Source organism: Actinomadura luteofluorescens, assembly GCF_013409365.1.
Classification (GTDB): Bacteria; Actinomycetota; Actinomycetes; order Streptosporangiales; family Streptosporangiaceae; genus Spirillospora; species Spirillospora luteofluorescens.
In genome coordinates this window covers 3,256,227-3,274,438 of the sequence record NZ_JACCBA010000001.1, presented here as the reverse complement: position 1 = coordinate 3,274,438, position 18,212 = coordinate 3,256,227, and the positions used below count along the sequence as shown (strand labels likewise).

Annotated in this window: 19 protein-coding genes; 7 read left to right on the top strand and 12 right to left on the bottom strand. The window is 73.2% G+C overall.

All coding sequences use genetic code 11. The features are described 5' to 3' along the window. Positions 1-37 precede the first annotated feature (37 nt). Positions 38-1,048 carry a hypothetical protein gene (locus BJY14_RS15070; RefSeq protein ID WP_179844185.1) on the bottom strand — a complete coding sequence of 337 codons (1,011 nt, stop codon included), beginning with the start codon at positions 1,046-1,048 and terminating at the stop codon, positions 38-40. Positions 1,049-1,050: 2 nt separating this feature from the next. On the opposite strand from BJY14_RS15070, the gene BJY14_RS15065 reads away from it, so the two are divergent. Further along, a complete protein-coding gene (locus BJY14_RS15065) occupies positions 1,051-1,296 on the top strand; it encodes a DUF2630 family protein (protein ID WP_179844184.1) in 246 nt (81 codons plus the stop codon). After that, the gene (locus BJY14_RS15060) at positions 1,293-2,267 is read left to right on the top strand and encodes an LLM class flavin-dependent oxidoreductase (RefSeq protein WP_179844183.1); all 975 of its coding nucleotides are present in this window, start codon (positions 1,293-1,295) and stop codon (positions 2,265-2,267) included. The genes BJY14_RS15065 and BJY14_RS15060 overlap by 4 nt, the downstream gene beginning before the upstream one ends. Before the next feature lie 27 nt (positions 2,268-2,294). Here the strand turns inward: BJY14_RS15060 and argS are convergent, their stop codons facing one another. The 6 genes from argS to BJY14_RS15030 all read right to left on the bottom strand — a co-directional run bounded on the left by argS (position 2,295) and on the right by BJY14_RS15030 (position 8,341). Further along, entirely contained in the window at positions 2,295-4,040 is a 1,746-nt protein-coding gene (gene argS / locus BJY14_RS15055) for an arginine--tRNA ligase (protein WP_179844182.1), read from the bottom strand. Between the two features lie 230 nt (positions 4,041-4,270). Continuing rightward, entirely contained in the window at positions 4,271-5,392 is a 1,122-nt protein-coding gene (gene plsX, locus BJY14_RS15050; RefSeq protein ID WP_218906454.1) for a phosphate acyltransferase PlsX, read from the bottom strand. A 446-nt stretch (positions 5,393-5,838) separates the two neighbouring features. Continuing rightward, on the bottom strand, positions 5,839-6,252 hold the full coding sequence (locus BJY14_RS15045) for a hypothetical protein (RefSeq protein ID WP_179849404.1): 414 nt from the start codon (positions 6,250-6,252) through the stop codon (positions 5,839-5,841). Between the two features lie 102 nt (positions 6,253-6,354). Further along, positions 6,355-6,726, bottom strand: coding sequence for a hypothetical protein (locus BJY14_RS15040; protein ID WP_179844180.1), 372 nt, complete (start codon positions 6,724-6,726; stop codon positions 6,355-6,357). After that, the gene (locus BJY14_RS15035; protein ID WP_312879236.1) at positions 6,723-7,619 is read right to left on the bottom strand and encodes an alpha/beta fold hydrolase; all 897 of its coding nucleotides are present in this window, start codon (positions 7,617-7,619) and stop codon (positions 6,723-6,725) included. Before BJY14_RS15035 ends, BJY14_RS15040 begins: the two co-directional genes overlap by 4 nt. After that, positions 7,616-8,341 carry a DUF998 domain-containing protein gene (locus tag BJY14_RS15030; RefSeq protein WP_258945406.1) on the bottom strand — a complete coding sequence of 242 codons (726 nt, stop codon included), beginning with the start codon at positions 8,339-8,341 and terminating at the stop codon, positions 7,616-7,618. Before BJY14_RS15030 ends, BJY14_RS15035 begins: the two co-directional genes overlap by 4 nt. Positions 8,342-8,742: 401 nt before the next feature. On the opposite strand from BJY14_RS15030, the gene BJY14_RS15025 reads away from it, so the two are divergent. Continuing rightward, the gene (locus BJY14_RS15025; protein WP_179849401.1) at positions 8,743-10,029 is read left to right on the top strand and encodes a KamA family radical SAM protein; all 1,287 of its coding nucleotides are present in this window, start codon (positions 8,743-8,745) and stop codon (positions 10,027-10,029) included. 48 nt (positions 10,030-10,077) lie between these two features. Here the strand turns inward: BJY14_RS15025 and BJY14_RS15020 are convergent, their stop codons facing one another. Further along, the gene (locus BJY14_RS15020; RefSeq protein ID WP_179844179.1) at positions 10,078-11,271 is read right to left on the bottom strand and encodes an MFS transporter; all 1,194 of its coding nucleotides are present in this window, start codon (positions 11,269-11,271) and stop codon (positions 10,078-10,080) included. A gap of 59 nt (positions 11,272-11,330) precedes the next feature. On the opposite strand from BJY14_RS15020, the gene BJY14_RS15015 reads away from it, so the two are divergent. After that, positions 11,331-12,305, top strand: coding sequence for an ArsR/SmtB family transcription factor (locus BJY14_RS15015; protein ID WP_179844178.1), 975 nt, complete (start codon positions 11,331-11,333; stop codon positions 12,303-12,305). Positions 12,306-12,347: 42 nt separating this feature from the next. On the opposite strand, the gene BJY14_RS15010 is transcribed toward BJY14_RS15015, so the two are convergent. Beyond that, positions 12,348-13,037, bottom strand: coding sequence for a DUF4386 domain-containing protein (locus tag BJY14_RS15010; protein WP_179844177.1), 690 nt, complete (start codon positions 13,035-13,037; stop codon positions 12,348-12,350). Between the two features lie 82 nt (positions 13,038-13,119). Here BJY14_RS15010 and BJY14_RS15005 point away from each other — a divergent pair, with 82 nt between their 5' ends. Further along, on the top strand, positions 13,120-13,623 hold the full coding sequence (locus BJY14_RS15005) for a MarR family winged helix-turn-helix transcriptional regulator (protein WP_179844176.1): 504 nt from the start codon (positions 13,120-13,122) through the stop codon (positions 13,621-13,623). Positions 13,624-13,674: 51 nt separating this feature from the next. On the opposite strand, the gene BJY14_RS15000 is transcribed toward BJY14_RS15005, so the two are convergent. The 3 genes from BJY14_RS15000 to BJY14_RS14990 form a co-directional block, all read right to left on the bottom strand. Beyond that, positions 13,675-14,196: a YbhB/YbcL family Raf kinase inhibitor-like protein gene (locus tag BJY14_RS15000; protein WP_179849400.1), complete on the bottom strand. Its 522-nt coding sequence runs from the start codon at positions 14,194-14,196 to the stop codon at positions 13,675-13,677. A 119-nt stretch (positions 14,197-14,315) separates the two neighbouring features. Next, positions 14,316-15,107, bottom strand: coding sequence for an ABC transporter ATP-binding protein (locus BJY14_RS14995; RefSeq protein ID WP_179844175.1), 792 nt, complete (start codon positions 15,105-15,107; stop codon positions 14,316-14,318). After that, positions 15,100-16,002 (bottom strand): ABC transporter permease, encoded by a 903-nt coding sequence (locus BJY14_RS14990; protein WP_376770043.1) that lies wholly within the window; start codon positions 16,000-16,002, stop codon positions 15,100-15,102. Before BJY14_RS14990 ends, BJY14_RS14995 begins: the two co-directional genes overlap by 8 nt. 210 nt (positions 16,003-16,212) lie before the next feature. Between BJY14_RS14990 and BJY14_RS14985 the strand changes: the two genes are divergently transcribed. Further along, positions 16,213-17,805, top strand: a complete 1,593-nt coding sequence (locus BJY14_RS14985) for a bifunctional phosphatase PAP2/diacylglycerol kinase family protein (RefSeq protein WP_312879232.1) — start codon at positions 16,213-16,215, stop codon at positions 17,803-17,805. Between the two features lie 34 nt (positions 17,806-17,839). Continuing rightward, complete coding sequence (locus BJY14_RS14980; RefSeq protein ID WP_179844172.1) at positions 17,840-18,070, top strand: DUF6158 family protein; 231 nt, start codon at positions 17,840-17,842, stop codon at positions 18,068-18,070. The last annotated feature ends 142 nt before the right edge of the window (positions 18,071-18,212 follow it).

Below are 18,212 nucleotides of genomic sequence, written 5' to 3'. Positions count from 1 at the left end.
GGGTCACGAAGTGTGGAATAGATCTCCCCGTAACTGATCACAGTGGGGGGAGATCAGTGCCTACCAGAACCGCATCGCGTACGGCGAGCCGAGGGTCGGCCGCCCGTACGAAGAGCACATCAGCGACCAAGTCCACCGCCGCGAAGAAGCCGGCGACGAGACGGACCTCGGCGGCGAAGGCGCCGTCGCGGTCCACGACCAGCCGCACGACCACGACCAGGAGCACCGCGGCGAGGAAGCCGGCGGCGTCCAGCCGCTCGGTGTCGTCGTCGACGGCCGCGACCCGCGTCACCAAGGCCGCGAGCCAGGCCAAGACCGCCGCGACGCAGATGAAGTCGGTGGCGACCAAGGCGTCCTCGTCGGCCAAGGCCATGACGGCGATGACCAAGGCGATGACCAGCGCGACCAAGGCCATGTCCGACGCCGCCAAGGCGATGGACGCGGCGGCGAAGGTCATCACCACCACCGCCAAGTCGACGGGGACCCGCGCCACGACGGCGCGCAGGACCACGGCGGCGAGCCGGACCGGCACGAGCCGGACCACGGCCCGCAAGTCCACCACGGCGGCGTCGAGCCGGTCGAGGACGACGGCGGCGGCCCGGACGGGCGCCGCGAAGACGTCCACGGCGCGCAAGACGACGTCCAGGGCGGCCACGTCCCGGACGGCGGGCGCGGCCAAGACGACGGGCACCGCCAGGACGTCGGGCACCGCGAAGACGACGGGCGCCGCCAAGACGGCGGGCACGGCCCGGAAGACGGCCGCGCCCAAGTCCCGGACGAGCGCCGCCCGCAAGTCGACGTCGTCGCGGACGTCCGCGAGCACGAAATCGGGCACCGCGAAGGGGTCGGCCAGATCGGGGACGGCCAAGTCCGCGTCGTCGGCCCGCAAGACGCCCGCGCGGACGCCGGCCGCGCGGACGGCCGCCGCGCGGCCGGCGCCGCCGCCGCCCGTCGTGGAGCCGAAGACCAATTCGCTCCAGCACTCGACGCGGACGGACGGCGGGTTCCTGAGCGGGCTCACCGACGTCGGCCGCGAGCGCTGAGACACCGATGGACGAGAAGGACATCCTGGCCCGCATCGACGAGTATGTGGGGGAGGAGCGGCGGCTCCGCGAGCGGTACCAGCGCGACGAGCTCGACCGCGAGGAGGAGCACCGGCGGCTGGAGCGGCTGGAGGTCGCGCTCGACCAGTGCTGGGACCTGCTGCGCCGCCGCCGGGCCAGGCTGGAGGCCGGTGAGGGCCCCGGCGGCGACGAGGTCCGGCCGCCGGACGAGGTCGAAGGCTACCTGCAATGACGCCGCCTCGGCCGAGGCGCCCGCTGCGGTTCGGCCTGTCCCTGGCCCCGGACGCCTCCGCTCCGCTGCTCCGCACCGCGCAGGAGGCGGACCGGTGCGGGCTCGACCTGCTCGGGATCCGCGACCGGCCGTACCGGCGCGACACCGCCGACGCGCTCGCGCTGATGGCGGCCGTGCTGGCCGGCACGTCCCGGATCCGGGTGCTGCCCGCGGTGGCGTGCCTGCCGCTGCGACCGCCCGCCGCGCTCGCCAAGGCGATCGCGACGATGGACCGGCTCAGCGGCGGCCGCGCCGAGCTCGGTCTCGGCACGGGGATGGAGCCGGGCGGCGTCGAGGCCTACGGCGGGCCGCGCCTTGACGGTGCCGCGTCGCGCCGCGCCCTGGAGGAGGCCGTGCAGCTCATCCGGCTGCACTGGAGCGACCAGAACGGGCTGCGGTTCGCGGGCGAGCACTACCGGTTCGCGGCGGCGCAGGCGGGCCCGGCGCCCGCGCACCAGATCGGCATCTGGCTCGGCGTCACCGGGCCGCGCGGCCTCGACCTGGCCGGGAGGGTCGCCGACGGCTGGATCGCGCCGTCGTCGCTCGTCCCGCCGAAGCGGCTCGCGGACGGGCAGCGCCGCCTCGACGAGGCCGCGCTGAGGGCCGGCCGGGAGCCCGGCGAGATCCGCCGCGTCTACGTCCTCGAAGGGGACGTCGACGGGCGGGAGTCGCGGGGCTTCCTGCACGGCCCGCCGCGCCAGTGGATCTACGAGCTGACCGAGCTGGCCGTCGGGCACGGCGTCGACTCGTTCCTGTACGGCGGCGATCCCGAGCAGCTCCAGGTGTTCGCCATGGAGATCGTCCCGGCCGTCCGGGAGCAGGTCACCCGCGAACGGGCCGGGCCCGCGCAGGGCCCCGCACAGGCGGAGCCGCGGCCCGAGGCTCTGCCCCGGGCCGGTCAGCCCTCGCCCCACGGCACGAGCGTGCCGTGACGCGCGGCGCCGCGGCCGGCGCCCGCCTCACATGCGCTCGGGGGTGGGGACGCCGAGGAGGCCGAGGCCGGTGACGAGCGTGCGCAGCGTCGCCGCGCACAGCGCCAGCCGCGACGCCTTCGTCTCCTCGTCGGGTGCCTTCAGCACCGGGCAGTTCTCGTAGAACGTCGTGTAGGCGTCGGCGACCGAGTAGACGTAGCTCGCCAGCCGGTGCGGCTCGGCGGTCTCGCCGGCCTGCTTCAGCACGGCGCCGAACCCGAGCAGCTCCAGCGCCAGCGCGCGCTCGGCCGGGTGGGTGAGCGTGATCGGGCCGGTCGCGTCCTCGGGGGCCAGGCCGCCCTTGCGGAAGATCGACCGGATCCGCGCGGCCGCGTACTGCAGGTACGGGCCCGTCTTGCCGTTGAACGAGATCATCCGGTCGAAGTCGAAGGTGTACTCGCTGTCGCGCGCCACCGACAGGTCGGCGTACTTCACCGCGCCCATGCCGACCGCCTGGACGATCCCGGCCCGGGTCGCGTCGTCGAACGGCTCGTCGTGCTGGATCTCGTCGAACACGGCGCCGGCCCGCTCGACCGCCTCGTCCAGCAGCTCCGACAGCTTGACGGTGCCGCCCGCCCGGGTCCGCAGGATCTTGCCGTCGGTGCCGAGGACGTTGCCGATCTGCGCGTGCTCGGCCCTGACCTCGTCGTTCAGCCAGCCCGCCATCCGCGCGACGGCGAACACCATCTGGAAGTGCAGCGACTGCGGCGCCCCGACCACGTAGACCATCCGGTCGACGTGCTCGGTGTCGACCCGGTACCGGATCGTGGCGAGGTCGGTGGTGGAGTAGTTGTAGCCGCCGTCGCTCTTGCGGATGATCACCGGGAGGGGCTCGCCCTCCCGGCCGGTGAACCCGGGCGGGAACGCGCACAGCGCCCCGTCGCTGATCACCGCGATGCCCTTGTCCTCCAGCTCCCGGGCGGTCGGGGCCAGCAGGTCGTTGTAGTAGCTCTCGCCCTTGATGTCGTCGTCGGTGAGGGTGACGCCGAGCCGCCCGTAGACGGAGTTGAAGTACCGCTTCGACACCTCGACGAGGACGTTCCAGAGCCGCAGCGTCTCGGCGTCGCCCGCCTGGAGCGCGACGACCCTGCGCCGGGACCGGTCGGCGAACGCCTCGTCGCCGTCGAACTTCTCCCGCGCGGCCTGGTAGAAGGCGGTCAGGTCGCTGACGGACGAGTCGTCGCGCGCGGCGGCGTCCTCCCCGAGGTCGAGCAGGTGCTCGATCAGCATGCCGAACGGGGTGCCCCAGTCGCCGACGTGGTTGTCCCGGACGACCTCGTGCCCGAGGAACGCCAGGATCCGCGCGATCGCGTCGCCGACGATCGTGGTCCGCAGGTGCCCGACGTGCATCTCCTTCGCCACGTTCGGGGAGGAGTACTCGACGACGACCTTCTGCGGCTTGTCCGCGAGGGGGACGGCGAGCCGCTCGTCCTCCAGGGCCCGCTGCGCCTCGCCGGCGATCCACCCGTCGCTGAGCGTCAGGTTGATGAACCCGGGGCCGCTGACCTGCACGTCCGACACGACGCCCGCGGTGTCGAGGTTCGCCGTGATCTCCTCGGCCACCTCTCGCGGCTTGCGGCCCAGCTTCTTGGCCAGCGGCAGCGCCACGTTGGCCTGAAGGTCGGCGAACTGCGACGGCCGGATGACCGGGTCGGTGTCCGCGTACGACGGTCCGAAGGCGGCGCTGATCGCGGCCTGGACCCGGGCGGCGAGTACGAGTTGCGGATCGGGCATGTTCCAAGGTTATCGGCGACGCGCCGAGGCCCGGAATCGGTTTGCGCGGGGCTAGGCAGTGTTTCAACAGTCCCGGCCCACTTCACTCGCCTGGCGGCTCGCTACGTGACCGGTACTGGGCGAACGCGGCATCGCTTCGCGATCTGCCCGGCTCCGCTCGCCTCCGGCCTCGCTCCACCGGCCAGGTCACGCGTTCGCGCGCGTGGCCGAGGCCACTTCGAGACAGGCCCCTAGGTCGCGGCGGGCGGTTCGTTGAGGTCGGGGACGGTGTCGGCGGCGGGTGAGGGGATCTCCGGGACCTTCTCGCCGGGCCTGTCCGCGGCCCTCTCGGCGGGCCTGTCGCCGTCGCGCTCGCCGTGCGTCCAGCGCCCGAACCGGGACGTGCGGGTCGCGGCGACCTGCTCGCGGATCCGCTCGACGATCCGCCCGGCGGCCAGCCGGTGCGCCAGGTCGCAGGCCGAGGTGATGGCGCGGGCGCGGGACGCCCCGTGCGCGATCACGACCGTCCCGTTCAGGCCGAGCAGCACGCCGCCGCCGTAGGTGTCGGGGTCGAGGCGGTCGCGCAGCTCCTGGAGGCGGCGCCGCTGGAGCAGGGCGCCCATCCGCGCGGCGGGGGTGGAGGTCATCGCGTCGCGGATCTCCGCGAACGCGGTCGCGACCGTGCCCTCCACGGTCTTGAGCGCGATGTTGCCGGTGAACCCGTCGGCGACGATGACGTCGACGCGCCCGCTCAGCAGGTCGTGGCCCTCGACGTTCCCGGCGAACTCGATGCCGTGGCTGCCGGTCGCGAGCAGCTCGTGCGCCCGTTTGGTGAGCTTGTTGCCCTTGCCGGGCTCGGTGCCGATGTTGAGCAGGCCCACGGACGGGCGGTCGACCCCGAGCAGGATCTGCGCGTACGCGGTGCCGAGCGCGGCGAACTGGACGAGCCCCTCCGGCTTGACGTCGGCGGTGGCGCCCGCGTCCAGCAGGATCGTGGGGTGCGGCCGCGTCGGCAGCGCCACCGCGATCGCCGGCCGCATCACGCCCTGCTGGCCCTTGAGCCGCAGCCGCGACGTCGCCACGACCCCGGCGGTGCTGCCCGCCGACACCAGCGCCGACGCCCGCCCCTGCTTGATCAGATGGCAGGCGATCGCGATGGACGAGCGGGGCTTGCGCCAGCTCGCGAGCGCGCCCTCGCCCATGTCCAGGGCCTCGTCGGCGTGCACGATGGGGATCGTGCCGAGGACGCCGTGCAGGTCGAGCTCCCGGCGGATCCGCGGCGCCCGCCCGACCAGCACCAGCCGGACGCCGTGCTCGCGGACCGCGGCCACCGCCCCCGCGATGATCTCCTCGGGGGCGTGGTCGCCGCCCATCGTGTCCACCGCGATCGGCAGCGGGCGCACCGTCGCCGGGCGGCGCGACGCCTGGCGCGGAGCGGCGCTCCTGGCCGGCGCGGGGCCGGACTCCGGCGGGCCCGGCTCCGCCGGGCGAGGCGTCACGGGCCGCGACGGCTCGCCGGTGCCGGTCATGGCCGCTCCAGGAGGACTAAAGGAAACACGGTGGGCCGCAAGAACGCAGCTCATCGCATCGTATGGCGTCCTTTCGCCTGCCTTGGCGCCCCACGCCCGGAGTGGCGATCCTCACTGCCGCGGAACTAACAGTCCCGGCCCACTTCGCTCGCCTGGCGGCTCGCTACGTGACCTGGCCTGGGCGAACGCGGCATCGCTTCGCGATCTGCCCGGTTCCGCTCGCCTCCGGCCTCGCTGCACCGGCCAGGTCACGCGTTCGCGGGCGTGGCGAGGCGACTTCGAGACAGGCCCTAACCCTCCTGTTTGCGGCAGTCGGCGCCCAGGCATGACGCGTTCTCCACGACCGGCCGTCCGTTCACGAGGATCGTGTAGTAGTTCTTGCGCGTCTCCAGCTCACCGCTGCCGAAGACCTCGACCGGCTTCTCGTCCGAGGTCATGCCGGTGCAGGACACCCGCATCTTCTTCTTCGTCCAGCCGGGCAGGTCCGCGCACCGCAGCGGCGCCCCCAGCCGCACGCCGTGCTTGTGCAGCTCGGCGGTGGCGGTCACGGGAAGCGCCTTGCGCAGCGCGGCCTGCGTCTTGTACTGCAACTCCTGGCCGCCCGACAGCAGAAGGAACGCGCCGCCGCCCACTACGGCGATCACGAGGAGTGCTGCGGACCCGAGGATCAGGGCCTGCCTGCGGCCGATCCTGAGGCGCGGCATCTTCACGCTGGGAATCTTCACACCCGCTACGTCACCGACGGTACGGGGGTGTATGCACTGCGTGTTTGGTTTTTCCGTTCCGTATGCGGATTCCTTGCCCGGTCAGCCGTTCGGGTGCTCGCAGCCGAGGCCGAGGCACTCCTTGCGGAGCACCTCCCGCCCGCCGACGGTGACCACGTAGGCCTCGAGTGGACGTTCGGTGTCGGCGTCGTGGGCGACCCCCTCCACCACGACCGGCTCCCCGGTCGTGGTGCGGGCCGTGCAGTCGACGCGCACCACGGAGTCGGTCTCGCGCCCCGGGGACTCGCAGTCCGGGCGCTCCCGAAGCTTGATGCCCTGCGCGTCCAGCTCGTCGACGACCCCGTCGGAGACGGCGTTGCGGTACGCCCCGTCCGAGATCCTCTGCATGACCTTGCAGCCGGACATCGTCACGGCGAGCAGGAGGACGAGAACGGCGGCGGGAAGGCGTCTCATGCGGCCCCCTCCATCCGGCGGAGGCCGGCGACCGCGTCGGCCACCGCGTCGGGACGGTCGAGGGGGACCATGTGCAGGGCGTCCGGAAGCTCGATCCGACTGCCGAGCGGGGTCATCTCGGCGAGCCGCTCGTGCGCCTCGGCCCATGCGCGCTTGCGGTCGTCGCCGTCCACGTCGCCCAGTGCGGTCACGACGGCCAGCGGGACGGGCGGGAAGGGGCGCCGCTCGCGCAGCCCCGCCAGGTCGGCGGCCATCTCCCGGTAGGCCAGTTCCTCCGCGAGGACCGCGCCGAGCACCGTCCCGCGCCCGTACACCGACCGCACGACCTCCTCCGGGACGGCCTCGTCGCGGCGGCTGGTGCGCCTGAGGACCATCCGCCGGCCGAACGGCCCGGCGGTCCTCGCCAGCCGGGTCGCGCCGAGCACGGCGCCCGCCGCCGCGGCGAGCGGGGCCAGCGCGGCGGCCAGCCGCACGGGCACCCACGCCTCGCCCTCGTAGCTCGGGTCGAGCAGCACCATGCCCCGCACGAGCCCCTGGCGCGTCCTGGCCAGCGCCTCGGCGGCGAACGCGGCCATCGAGTGCGCGAGGACGGTCACCGGCCGGCCGGCCCGCTCCGCCAGCGCCCCCATGACGGCGGTGTCGCGGCGCAGCGACGGCGGGGCGGCCGCGGCGGGGCTGAGGCCGAGGCCCGGACGGTCGTAGGCGATCACCCGGTGCTCCTCGCGGAGCAGCGCGACGGACGGCTCCCAGTCGAACCAGGCGCCGCCCAGGCCGGAGCTGAGCAGCAGCGGCGGGCCGTCCGCCGGGCCCGACTCGACCACGTGCACCTGCTCGCGGCCCACGTTCACGATCTCGCCGGGGCCGCGGCCGGCGCCCCCGTCCGTGCGGCTCACAGGCACGCCCCCTCCCGCGCGTCCGACACGTCCCGTGCCTCGCGCGCCGCCTCCCGCCGGTCGGAGTACAGCGCCCACGCGATGGTCAGCAGCCCCAGGCACAGGATGCCGATCTGGACGCGCTGGACGATCCCGAGCCACTGCCCCACGTACATCGCCACCAGCGTCCCGAGCGCGGCCACCGACTCGGCGAGCGCCAGCAGCCAGCCCCAGCGGGCCAGCGCGGGCCACCAGCCGTACCGGCGCGCGGCCAGGGACAGCAGCAGCAGCGCCGCCACCCCGCAGACGATCACGGCGCTGCTGGTCACCGAGTGGAACTCGTGGGAGAACGACACGTTCTCGGAGCGTTCCCGAAGGGCGCACCAGGTCTCCAGGCTCGGCGCGCAGTCCAGCGGGAAGGACGCGTCGCCGATGGCGCACACGCCGAACAGCCCGAGGAAGACCCACCCGGCGGTCGCGAGGGGCTTGCGCGTGAGCCTGCGGAGCGTCCCGGCCGCCACCAGGATCGACAGCACGCCGGTGATGAGGTCGCCGGCGCTGTAGACGAAGTGGAACGGCTGGTCGGAGGCCGAGAGTTCGCTCACATAGCCGTTGAAGAAGTCCAGCTTGGGGCTGAGGAGGTTCTCCAGCACGAAGCTGGCGTAGGTGACCGACGCCAGCCCGGCGAGGACGATCAGGTGCATGGGGACGGCACCCGGCCCGCCCCGCTGGTCAGAGTTCACCCGGCCCCCTCACGCCCGCACGCTCCGGTGCGCCGATCGGTCCTACCCGCCCCCAGTATTTCCGAACCGGCCGCAGGTGTGTGACCTGGGGCGGCCCTAACCGAGTATCCGCTGGCCCAGGACTTAACGGGGGCTGACGGAGAAGTTGACGTCCCGTAGTCGTTGGACAAGACATGGGGCGTCAACGATGATGACGAGGTTATTTGCCGGGATCGTCCTGACCTTGGCTTTGTCAGTGACGCACAGGGGGTATTAATTCGGCATGAAGCCACCCCAAACGGTTGAATGGGGGTGGCCCGAGCAGTCCTGATCACGGTTCGTGACGGCGCGCCCGGGCGCGCTTCCCCGCTGACAGCAAGGAGAACCAACACGTGACACTGGTGAACGACGCGGCTCCCGCAATGCGATCGACCGGTCGCAAGTTCCGCGCCTTCACGGCGAAGCACCTCGACGAGCTCACGGCTCGCGCGGGGCTGACACCCGCGCAGCGGCTCGCGACCCGAGCGGTGGCGACGGTGCTGCCGTTCCGGACGAACGCCTACGTGATCGACGAGCTCATCGACTGGTCGGCCGCGCCCGACGACCCGATCTACCGCCTCGTCTTCCCGCAGGAGGACATGCTCCCCGCCGAGGACGTGGCGCACCTGTCGGACCTGCTGAGCCGCGAGGCGCCCAAGGCGGAGGTCGAGGCCGCCGCCCACCGGGTGCGGATGAAGCTCAACCCCCATCCGGCGGGCCAGATGGAGCTCAACATCCCGAGCTTCGGGGACGGCAAGATCCCCGGGATGCAGCACAAGTACGACGAGACGGTGCTGTACTTCCCCAAACAGGGCCAGACATGCCACGCCTACTGCACCTACTGCTTCCGGTGGGCCCAGTTCGTCGGCGAGGCCGACCTGAAGATGGCCGGTGACGAGCCCACCGCGCTCCGCGAGTACGTCCTCGCGCACCCCGAGGTGACGAGCGTCCTGTTCACCGGCGGCGACGCCATGATCATGGGCGAGCCGGTGCTGCGCCGCTACGTCGAGCCGCTGCTCGACCTCGACCAGCTCGAATCCATCCGGATCGGGACCAAGTCGCTGGCCTACTGGCCGCAGAAGTTCGTCACCGACCCCGACGCCGACGACATGCTGCGGCTGTTCGAGCAGGTCGTGGCCTCGGGCAAGAACCTGGCCTTCATGGCGCACTTCACCCACCCGCGCGAGCTCGAACCGCTCATGGTCGCCGAGGCGTGCCGCCGCATCCGCGACACCGGCGCGATCATCCGCACCCAGGCGCCGCTGATCCGGACGATCAACGACGACGCCGCCGCCTGGGAGAGCATGTGGCGCACGCAGACCCGGATGGGTCTCGTCCCGTACTACATGTTCGTCGAGCGCGACACGGGGCCGCAGGACTACTTCGCCGTGCCGCTCGTCCGGGCGCACGAGATCTTCCGCGACGCCTACGCGAACGTCTCCGGGCTGGCGCGGACCGTCCGCGGCCCGTCCATGTCGGCCACGCCCGGCAAGGTCTGCATGGACGGGGTCGTGGAGATCGCGGGCCAGAAGGCCATGGCGCTGCACTTCATCCAGTGCCGCGACTCCGATCTCGTCGGCAAGCCGTTCTTCGCGCAGTACGACCCTGAGGCCGTCTGGCTGGACGACCTCAAGCCGGCCTTCGCCGATCGATTCCCCTGGCAGAAGTGACCGCCGTGGCGTGTTCGCCCGCCGCAGGGCGAACACGCCACACCCCCCTCAGCGAAGGGGCCGGTGGAGGAAGAGGCAGGCGATCAGCGTCGCGGCGCCGCACAGCACCATGACCTGACCGGGCGCCATCACCTCGCCCAGGGCGCCCGCCGCGCCGATGCCGGCCGCCTGGCCGGTCATGAGGCCGCTGCCGTACAGGCCGATCGCCTGCCCGCGGACGTCCTCGGGCACGGCGTCCACGAGCCGCCGCTGGACGGGCAGTTCGTAGCCCAGCCCGAACGTCCCCACCGCCATCAGCGCGCACGCCGCCGGCAGGCCCGGCCCGAACGCGAACAGCAGGAGCGGCGCGCCGGTCAGTGCTGCCAGCGGCAGCGCGAGGCGGTCCCGCAGGTCCGGGCGGACCCAGCGGCCCGCGACCAGGTTGCCCGCGAACATCCCGGCCGCGGCGGCCGACAGCAGCAGCCCGGCCGCGTCCGGGCGTCCCAGCTCTCCCGCGTAGGGGACCGCGACACCCTCCGCCGCCACCGACAGTGAGATCGGCAGCCATCCGGCCAGGAGCAGCCCGCGCGTCGTGCGGCGGCCCAGAAGGAACCGGTTGGTCTGCCATGTCGCCCGCGCCGTCCCGGTGGAGACGGCCCGGGCCGGTGCGGGAGCGTCCGGGAGGCGGAAGCGGGCGAGCCCCGCGGCCAGCGCCGCGCCGGCGGCGGCGAGCCAGAGCGTCCCGGAAGGGGCGAGCACCGACAGCAGCAGCCCGCCGGCGGCCTGGCCGGCGATCTGGGCGCCCGCGCTGGTCATCGAGAACAGGGACCGTCCGAGCACGTAGCCGTCCCCGGGCAGCAGGACGGGCAGCCGGGCCTGGACCGCCGCGCTGCCGACCGGGGCGAACAGCCCCGCCGCGACGAGCAGCGCCATGATCATCGGCAGCGGGAGCCCGCCCACCGCGAGGACGGCCGTGACCGCCAGGCGCAGCAGGTGGTAGCCGGTGAGCAGCCGCCGCGCCGGGACGCGGTCGGCGAGCGAGAGCAGCAGGGCGCCGCCGACCACGTACGGGAGCATCCCGGCGGCGAAGACGAGCGCCGCCGCGACCGGCGAGCCCGTGCGTTCGAACGTCTGGACCGACAGCGCGATCGTGCGGACCGAGTCGCCGCCCACCTGGAGCGTCTGGAGGGAGAACAGCGTCCGGAACTCGGGGACGCCGAAGACGTCGCGGTACCGCGCGGACGTCGTTGCAGGAGCGGACATGACGGCGACTCTGCGGCCGCCGGCCCCGTCCTGGACAATGTTTCGGGGAGGAGCGAAACATGTACCGCATCGTGGTGGGACCCGGCGACCTCGCGGCCAGCCGCTTCGGGGTCGCCCCGCTGATCGAGGTGCACAGCGCGCTCGGCGTGGTCGCCGGCCGGATGCCGGTCGGGCCGCTCGGCCCCTGGGCGGAGCGGGTCCGCCCGGAGTACCGGCGGGTGGCCGGTGACCCGGCCCTGCGCGCGCTGGCCTTCCTGCGCCGCCCGCACGGGTACATGGCCGACTTCGTCGTCCCGCCGCCCGCCCGCCCGAACCTGACGGTCGCCGATCAGCTGGTGACCGTGCGCGCGACGCCGCTCGCCCAGGCGCGCCGCGAGATCGCCCGCAACCTCGCGGGGCTGCCGGAGCCGGACGCGGCCGTCCGGGACGTGCTGGAGGCCCCCGACGTCGTCGAGAGGCTCGCCGCGGGCCTGGAGACGGCCTGGCGCGCCCTCCTGGAGCCGGACTGGCCCGTGCTGCGCTCGATCCTGGAACGCGACATCGTCCACCGCGCGGGACGTCTGGCCGCCTACGGCTGGGCGGCGGCGCTGGACGGCCTGTCCCGCAAGGTGCGCTGGCGCGACGGCGTGATCGAGGCCGACATCCACGGCGACGCGACCTACCGTCTCGGCGGCGCCGGGCTGACGTTCGTGCCCGTCGTCTTCGCCGAACTCGGCGCGGCGCTCGAACAGGACTGGCCGTACACGCTGATGTACCGGGCCAGGGGAGTGGCGGCGCTCTGGGAGAGCCGGGAGCCGCGCGACGAGGACGCTCTGGCCCGGCTGGTGGGCCGCACGCGGGCCGACCTGCTGTGCCTGCTCGCCGAGCCCGCCACGACGAGCTGGCTGAGCGCCCACCTGCGGATGAGCGTCGGCGGGATCGGTGACCACCTCGCGGTACTGCGGGGGTCCGGACTTGTCACGCGCGAGCGCAGCGGCCGTTCCGTCCTCTACCGCCGTACGGCCGTAGGGGACGTCCTCATCGGAACAGACTGAGGCCGTCCCGGGGAGCGTCCCGGGACGGCCTCGTGCGGCCGCTCACGCCCGCCCGTGGCGGGTGCGGGGCAACAGGACGGCCGCGGCCACCAGCCACAGGAGGCCGCCGAACCGGATGACCGGCAGCAGCGGCGCGAACCCGTCGGCCAGCAGCGCCAGCGTGGACAGCATCCCGGCGGCGGCCAGCGCCAGGCCGGTCCAGGTCAGCGGTCGCGGCAGCAGCCCGGCGAGCAGGCCGGTCACCGAGACCCCGGCCACCAGCATCGCGAAGCCCGCGCCGTAGAAGGGCCCGCCGGCCAGGAAGGACAGGTCGGCGAGCGCGCGGGCGAGTGCGGGGCTCGCGTCGTCCGGCAGCCGCCCGCCCGTCCAGGCGGCCATCGCGCTCAGCGTCAGCGCGACCGAGGCCAGCAGCCCGCCCGCCATCGTGATCGCCGAGCCCGGCGCGGTGATGCCGAGGGCGCGCAGCCTGCGGTACAGGACGGCGGCCAGCAGCGCCAGCGGGATCGCCGAGGCCAGCAGCAGCCACGAGCCCGCCCTGATCGCGGTGCCGTGCTCCCGCGCGTACCGCAGTACCTCGGCGCCCGTCGCGTCCGGATGCGGCGTGGCGCGGTTGGCGATCACGTATGCGACGGTCAGCGCGGCGAAGGACAGGACGGGGACGAGCAGCGGCGGCCCGGACTGCGGCCGGCGGCGGGACGGGGCGGAACGCTCCGGAACGGATGCGGTGGTCATGAGCTCTCCTCGGTCGGTTCATCGCTATACACTCGATAATGATTACAAACCAGAACGATTGTCAAGCGGCTATGATGTACCCATGGGTACGAACGATGAGGAGCTCCGCCTGCCGGTCCAGGTCGGGGTGGCGTTCCTGCTGGCCCAGCTGGGCGCGCACGGGGCCGGCCGGTTCGCCGAGCGGATCGCGGAACTGGACCTGACCCCGCCGCAGGCCGGGCTGCTGCGCATGCTGGCCGCCGCCCCCGGCCGCAGCCAGCGGGAGCTCGCCGACCAGCTCGGCATGCCGCCGAGCCGCTTCGTCCCGTTCGCGGACGAACTGGAGCAGCGGGGGCTCATCGAGCGCCGCCGCAACCCCGAGGACCGGCGCCTCTACGCGCTGTACCTGACCGACCAGGGCTTCGTCCTGCTCGCCAGGCTGGCGGAGGCGAGCGCGGCGCACGAGAGGGAGATGTGCCAGGCGCTGTCGCCGGACGAGCGCCGGGAGATGAAGGCGCTACTGGAGCGCGTGGCCGAGCAGCAGGGGCTCGGCAGGGGCGTCCACCCCGGGTTCCGGCGCCTCAGGCCGGGCCACAGACCGGGGTGAGACGCGCGAGGCCGTCCCGGAACCCGGGACGGCCTCGGAGTGCGGGCGGCGTCAGACGCCGAACTCGGCGACGATCGTGGCGCGCGCCAGAGTGTGGGCGGTGATGTTGAAGCCCACGACGGCCGGGGACGTGTCCGGGCCCAGGCCGAGCGACTCCACGTCCAGCGCGTGGACGGTGAAGACGTAGCGGTGCGGGTCGCCGGGCGGCGGGGCGGCGCCGCCGAACGCCCTGATCCCGTAGTCGTTGCGGGCGTGCACGCCGACCTTGGAGTCCTCGGTCCCGGCGCCCGTGGGCAGCTCCGTGACGCTCGCGGGGATGTCGAACAGCGACCAGTGCCAGAAACCGCTGCCGGTCGGCGCGTCCGGGTCGTAGCAGGTCACCGCGAAGCTCTTCGTCGCGTCCGGGAACCCGGACCAGCGCAGGTGCGGCGACTCGTTGCCGCCGCCGAAACCCCAGTCGTCGAACACGTGCCGGTCCGCGAGCCGCTCGCCCTCGGCGATGTCGTCGCTGGCCACCGCGAACGAGGGGACCTCGGGCAGGTGCTCGTGCGGGAGCGGGGGCTTGCCGGGCATGGCGACCTCCTCCATCAGGATCATCGTGACACCCCATCTCTACCAGGGGGCGTACGGCCTTGCCGGTCCATGCCGCCCCGCGCCGTCACTTTCCGGTGCGGGGCACGTGGCGGGGCGCGCTACTTGCCGGTCGCCTCGATGTAGGCGGCGATGACCTCTTCGGGGTCGCCGTCCATGTGCATGCGGCCCTCGTCGATCCAGATGACGCGGTCGCACATCTCCTTGACCGTGTCGAGCTGGTGCGCGACGAGGAACACCGCGCCGGCGTCCTTGCGCAGCTCGTCGATGCGGCGCTTGCTCTTCTTCCGGAACTTGGCGTCGCCGGTGGCGAGCGCCTCGTCGATCAGGAGGACGTCGTGGGTCTTGGCCGCGGCGATCGCGAACCGGAGGCGGGCGCCCATGCCGGAGGAGTACGTCCGCATGGGGTACTGGATGAAGCCCTCCTTCAGCCCGGCGAACTCGACGACCTCCTTGTACTTGGACCGGGTCTCCGCCGGGGTCATGCCCATGGCGAGGCAGCCGAGCACGATGTTGCGCTCGCCGGTGAGGTCCTTCATCAGGGCCGCGTTCACGCCCAGCAGGGACGGCTGCCCGTCGGTGTAGACGCCGCCGCTGTGCGGGGGCAGCAGCCCCGCGATCGCCTTCAGCAGCGTCGACTTGCCGGAGCCGTTGGTGCCGATGATGCCGACGGCCTCGCCCCGGTACGCGACGAACGACAGGCCCTTGATCGCGTGGACCTCGGTCATCGACGGGCGGTGCTTGCGGCGCAGGACGCGCGAGAACGCGCTCGCGGCGTTGCCCTTGCCGCCCGCGCCGTACACCCGGTAGACGATGTGCAGGTCGTCGACGACGACGATCGGTTCCCGGGTCGGGTCGATGGCGGCGGTCCCGCGGACCTTCGTGTCAGCCACGGCCGTAACGCTCCTCGGCACGGTAGAAGAACAGGAATCCGCCCACCAGCATCACCGCGGCCCAGACGATCGCGTAGAGCCACAGCTGCCCCGTCGAGGTGGCGTGCGCGAGCCCTCCGACATAGTTCCGGTACTCGCCGAGCAGGACGTGCCGGCTCAATTCCACGTACACGTACGCCGGGTTCAGCTGCAGCAGCTCGCCCAGCCACGGGTAGTCGGCCAGCCGGGTGCCCGGCTTCATCAGGGACGGCAGGCTGAAGATCACGCCGGACATGTAGAGCCAGGTCCGCATGACGAACGGCAGCAGCTGCGTGATGTCGCGGTTGAACGCCCCGAGCCGCGCCATGACCATGCTGATGCCCACGTTGAACATCAGCTGGAGCGCCATCACCGGGACGAACAGCAGCATCTGGAGGCTGAGCGGCTCGCCGAAGGCGAACACGATCACGAACAGCACGATCAGGGCGAGCAGCAGCTGCTGCAGCTCCACGATCGCGATCGCCAGGGGCAGCGTGGCGCGCGGGAAGTGCAGGGCCCTGATCAGCGACAGGTTGTCGCCGACGGACTTGGAGCCCGACGTGACCGACCGCTGAGTGAACCCGAACAGGAAGACGCCCGTCACCAGGAAGGGAATGAAGTCGGGCACTCCGCGCTTGGTGTCCAGCAGCAGACCGAAGATCAGGAAGTAGACCCCGGCATTGAGCAGCGGGGTCAGAAGTTGCCACACCTGACCCAGTCGGGAGTCGGTGTACATCGATATGTTCTTGGCGGATGCGAACGCCCAGATGAAGTTCCGGCGAGCCCACACATCCTGGATGTACTTGCGCAGCGGGGGGCGCGCAGCGCTCTGCCTAAGCCCGTATCGTGCGGCGTAGTCGGCCAGGGTTCCGTTCACGTGAGGAGGCTCCGCGATCGTCCCGACCGACTCGCCACCCGGGGTTCCGAGCCGTTCCGGGTGACTCATGCCGCGAAGCCTATTGCAGTCGCTGAGTCCAGAGTGACGTTCGCCCGCATGTGACCCCCGATTTGAGATCTTTACGGAATCATGTCGGCCTCCCTGGGGATACCACGGAACATGCGCGTCAACCATTCACGGCGCACTCATGTGCCGTCACGGTCCGTCACCCGGCGCCGGTCGCGGCAGGCCCAGGAGCACCGGGCCTGGCCGCAGCGCGTCCCCCTCCTGCGCAGGCTGGGCCGGATGGACCGGTGGGCGTTCGATCAGGTCGCGGCGGCGCGGCTGCGCGGGCTGGAGTACGTCCTGCCGCGGCTGTCGCGGTTCGCCGACCACGGGGTGCTGTGGTTCTCGGCGGCCGGCGCGATGGGGATCGCGGGACGGCCCCGGCTGCGGCGCGCGGCGCTGCGCGGGGCCATCGCGATCGCCGTGGCGAGCCCCGCGGTGAACATCGTCGGCAAGCAGGCCTTCCGCCGCAAGCGCCCCGTCGTCGACCTCGTCCCCCCGATCCGGATCCGGTGGAAGCTGCCGACCTCGCACGCCTTCCCCTCCGGGCACTCCGCCTCGGCCGCCGCGTTCGCGACCGGCGTGGCGCTGGAGGCGCCGGCGGCGGTCGCGGTCCCGGTCGCGGCCACGGCGGCGGCGGTGGCCTTCGCCCGCATCTACACCGGCGCTCACTATCCGGGCGACGTCCTCGCCGGGCTCGGGATCGGCGCGCTCGCCGGGATCGGGACGCGGATGGTGTGGCCCGCCCGCCCCCCTGTGGCGCGCCTGGCCCCGGCCGGGGACGGGGACGTGCGCGTCGCCCGGGACGGCCGGGGCGTCGTGGCCGTCGTCAACCTGGGCTCGGGCCCCGCGGCCGGGACGGACGCGGGGATCCTCCCGAGGCGCTCGGAGCTCGCGCTCGCGCTGATCGAGGCCGAGCTGCCCGCGGCGGAGATCGTCCGGCTGGAACCGGGCGCGGACGTCGACAAGGCGTGCGCCGAGGCCGCCGAGCGGGCCGACGTGCTGGCCGTGGTCGGCGGCGACGGCACCGTGAGCGCCGCCGCGCGGGCCGCGCTGGGCCGCGACGTCCCGCTCCTGGTCGTCCCCGGCGGGACGTTCGACCACTTCTCCCGCGCGGTCGGCGTGGAGACCGCGGCGCAGGCGATCAGGGCCTACCGGGAGGGCCGGGTCGGCCGCGCCGACGTCTCCTACGTGACCCCGGTGTCCGCCGAGGCGGGGGACGAGGCGGAGCAGGTGTTCCTCAACACCGCGAGCATCGGCGCCTACACCGAGGTGGTCGAGCGGCGCGTCCGGCTGGAGGGGCGGATCGGGAAGTGGCCCGCGCTCGCGGTCGCCGCCGTCCGCACGCTGCGGCACTCCGAGCCGGTGGAGCTGATGGTGGACGGCAGGCGCCGGCGGGTGTGGCTGGCGTTCGTCGGCAACGGCGTCTTCGGCTCGTGGGGCGCCGCGCCCACCTGGCGCGAGCGCCTCGACGACGGGAAGCTCGACGTCCGCATGGTCACCACGGGGAGCCGGGCGCCCCGCGTCCGCGCGGTCGCCGCGATCATCGTTGGCCACCTGCGCGTCACGCCCGGGTACCGCTCGTGGCGGACCACCGGCATGGAGGTCGTCTCCCCGGGCGGTGAGCTGCGGCTGGCGCGCGACGGGGAGGTGGCGTCGCTGCCGCGCGCGGTGCGCTTCGGCAAGCACCCCCGCGCGCTCCGGGTGTTCACGGTTCATGCCCCGATGGCCGGGTAGGGCACGGGACGCCCACGAAGGAGGAGATCACACGATGACGAGCCGTGACCTGGGAGTCGCGCCCGGCGACCTCAGCGACGACGACCTGTTCCGTGAGCTCGGCCACCTGTACGACACGAGGCTGGACGCGCTGCGGCACGCCGCCGACCAGGCCTACGGCGAGCACACGCGGCGCATGAACGAGCTGGAGGCCGAGTACCTGCGCCGGCGTCCCGGCCGGGAGATCGACCCCGAGCGCATGCGCGCCGGGGCCCGCGCCCGCTGACGGCGCCCGGCGCGCGCCCCCCGCGCCCCGCCGTCCCGCAGGGCCGGTGTTGTTCGGACGTTCGTTCTGTTCGGGTAAAGGCGCGGGCGCCCGCCGCGGGGAAGCGGCAGGGTCCGTGAAAGATCCCGTTGGGATCCTCGGG

Bases quoted from the DNA above. Each gene is read 5' to 3' on its own strand.
- BJY14_RS15065 (WP_179844184.1), top strand. From the start codon at position 1,051: ATGGACGAGAAGGACATCCTGGCCCGCATCGACGAGTATGTGGGGGAG.
- BJY14_RS15060 (WP_179844183.1), top strand. From the start codon at position 1,293: ATGACGCCGCCTCGGCCGAGGCGCCCGCTGCGGTTCGGCCTGTCCCTG.
- argS (WP_179844182.1), bottom strand. From the start codon at position 4,040: ATGCCCGATCCGCAACTCGTACTCGCCGCCCGGGTCCAGGCCGCGATC.
- plsX (WP_218906454.1), bottom strand. From the start codon at position 5,392: ATGGGCGGCGACCACGCCCCCGAGGAGATCATCGCGGGGGCGGTGGCC.
- BJY14_RS15045 (WP_179849404.1), bottom strand. From the start codon at position 6,252: ATGCCGCGCCTCAGGATCGGCCGCAGGCAGGCCCTGATCCTCGGGTCC.
- BJY14_RS15040 (WP_179844180.1), bottom strand. From the start codon at position 6,726: ATGAGACGCCTTCCCGCCGCCGTTCTCGTCCTCCTGCTCGCCGTGACG.
- BJY14_RS15025 (WP_179849401.1), top strand. From the start codon at position 8,743: ATGCGATCGACCGGTCGCAAGTTCCGCGCCTTCACGGCGAAGCACCTC.
- BJY14_RS15020 (WP_179844179.1), bottom strand. From the start codon at position 11,271: ATGTCCGCTCCTGCAACGACGTCCGCGCGGTACCGCGACGTCTTCGGC.
- BJY14_RS15015 (WP_179844178.1), top strand. From the start codon at position 11,331: ATGTACCGCATCGTGGTGGGACCCGGCGACCTCGCGGCCAGCCGCTTC.
- BJY14_RS15010 (WP_179844177.1), bottom strand. From the start codon at position 13,037: ATGACCACCGCATCCGTTCCGGAGCGTTCCGCCCCGTCCCGCCGCCGG.
- BJY14_RS15005 (WP_179844176.1), top strand. From the start codon at position 13,120: ATGGGTACGAACGATGAGGAGCTCCGCCTGCCGGTCCAGGTCGGGGTG.
- BJY14_RS15000 (WP_179849400.1), bottom strand. From the start codon at position 14,196: ATGCCCGGCAAGCCCCCGCTCCCGCACGAGCACCTGCCCGAGGTCCCC.
- BJY14_RS14980 (WP_179844172.1), top strand. From the start codon at position 17,840: ATGACGAGCCGTGACCTGGGAGTCGCGCCCGGCGACCTCAGCGACGAC.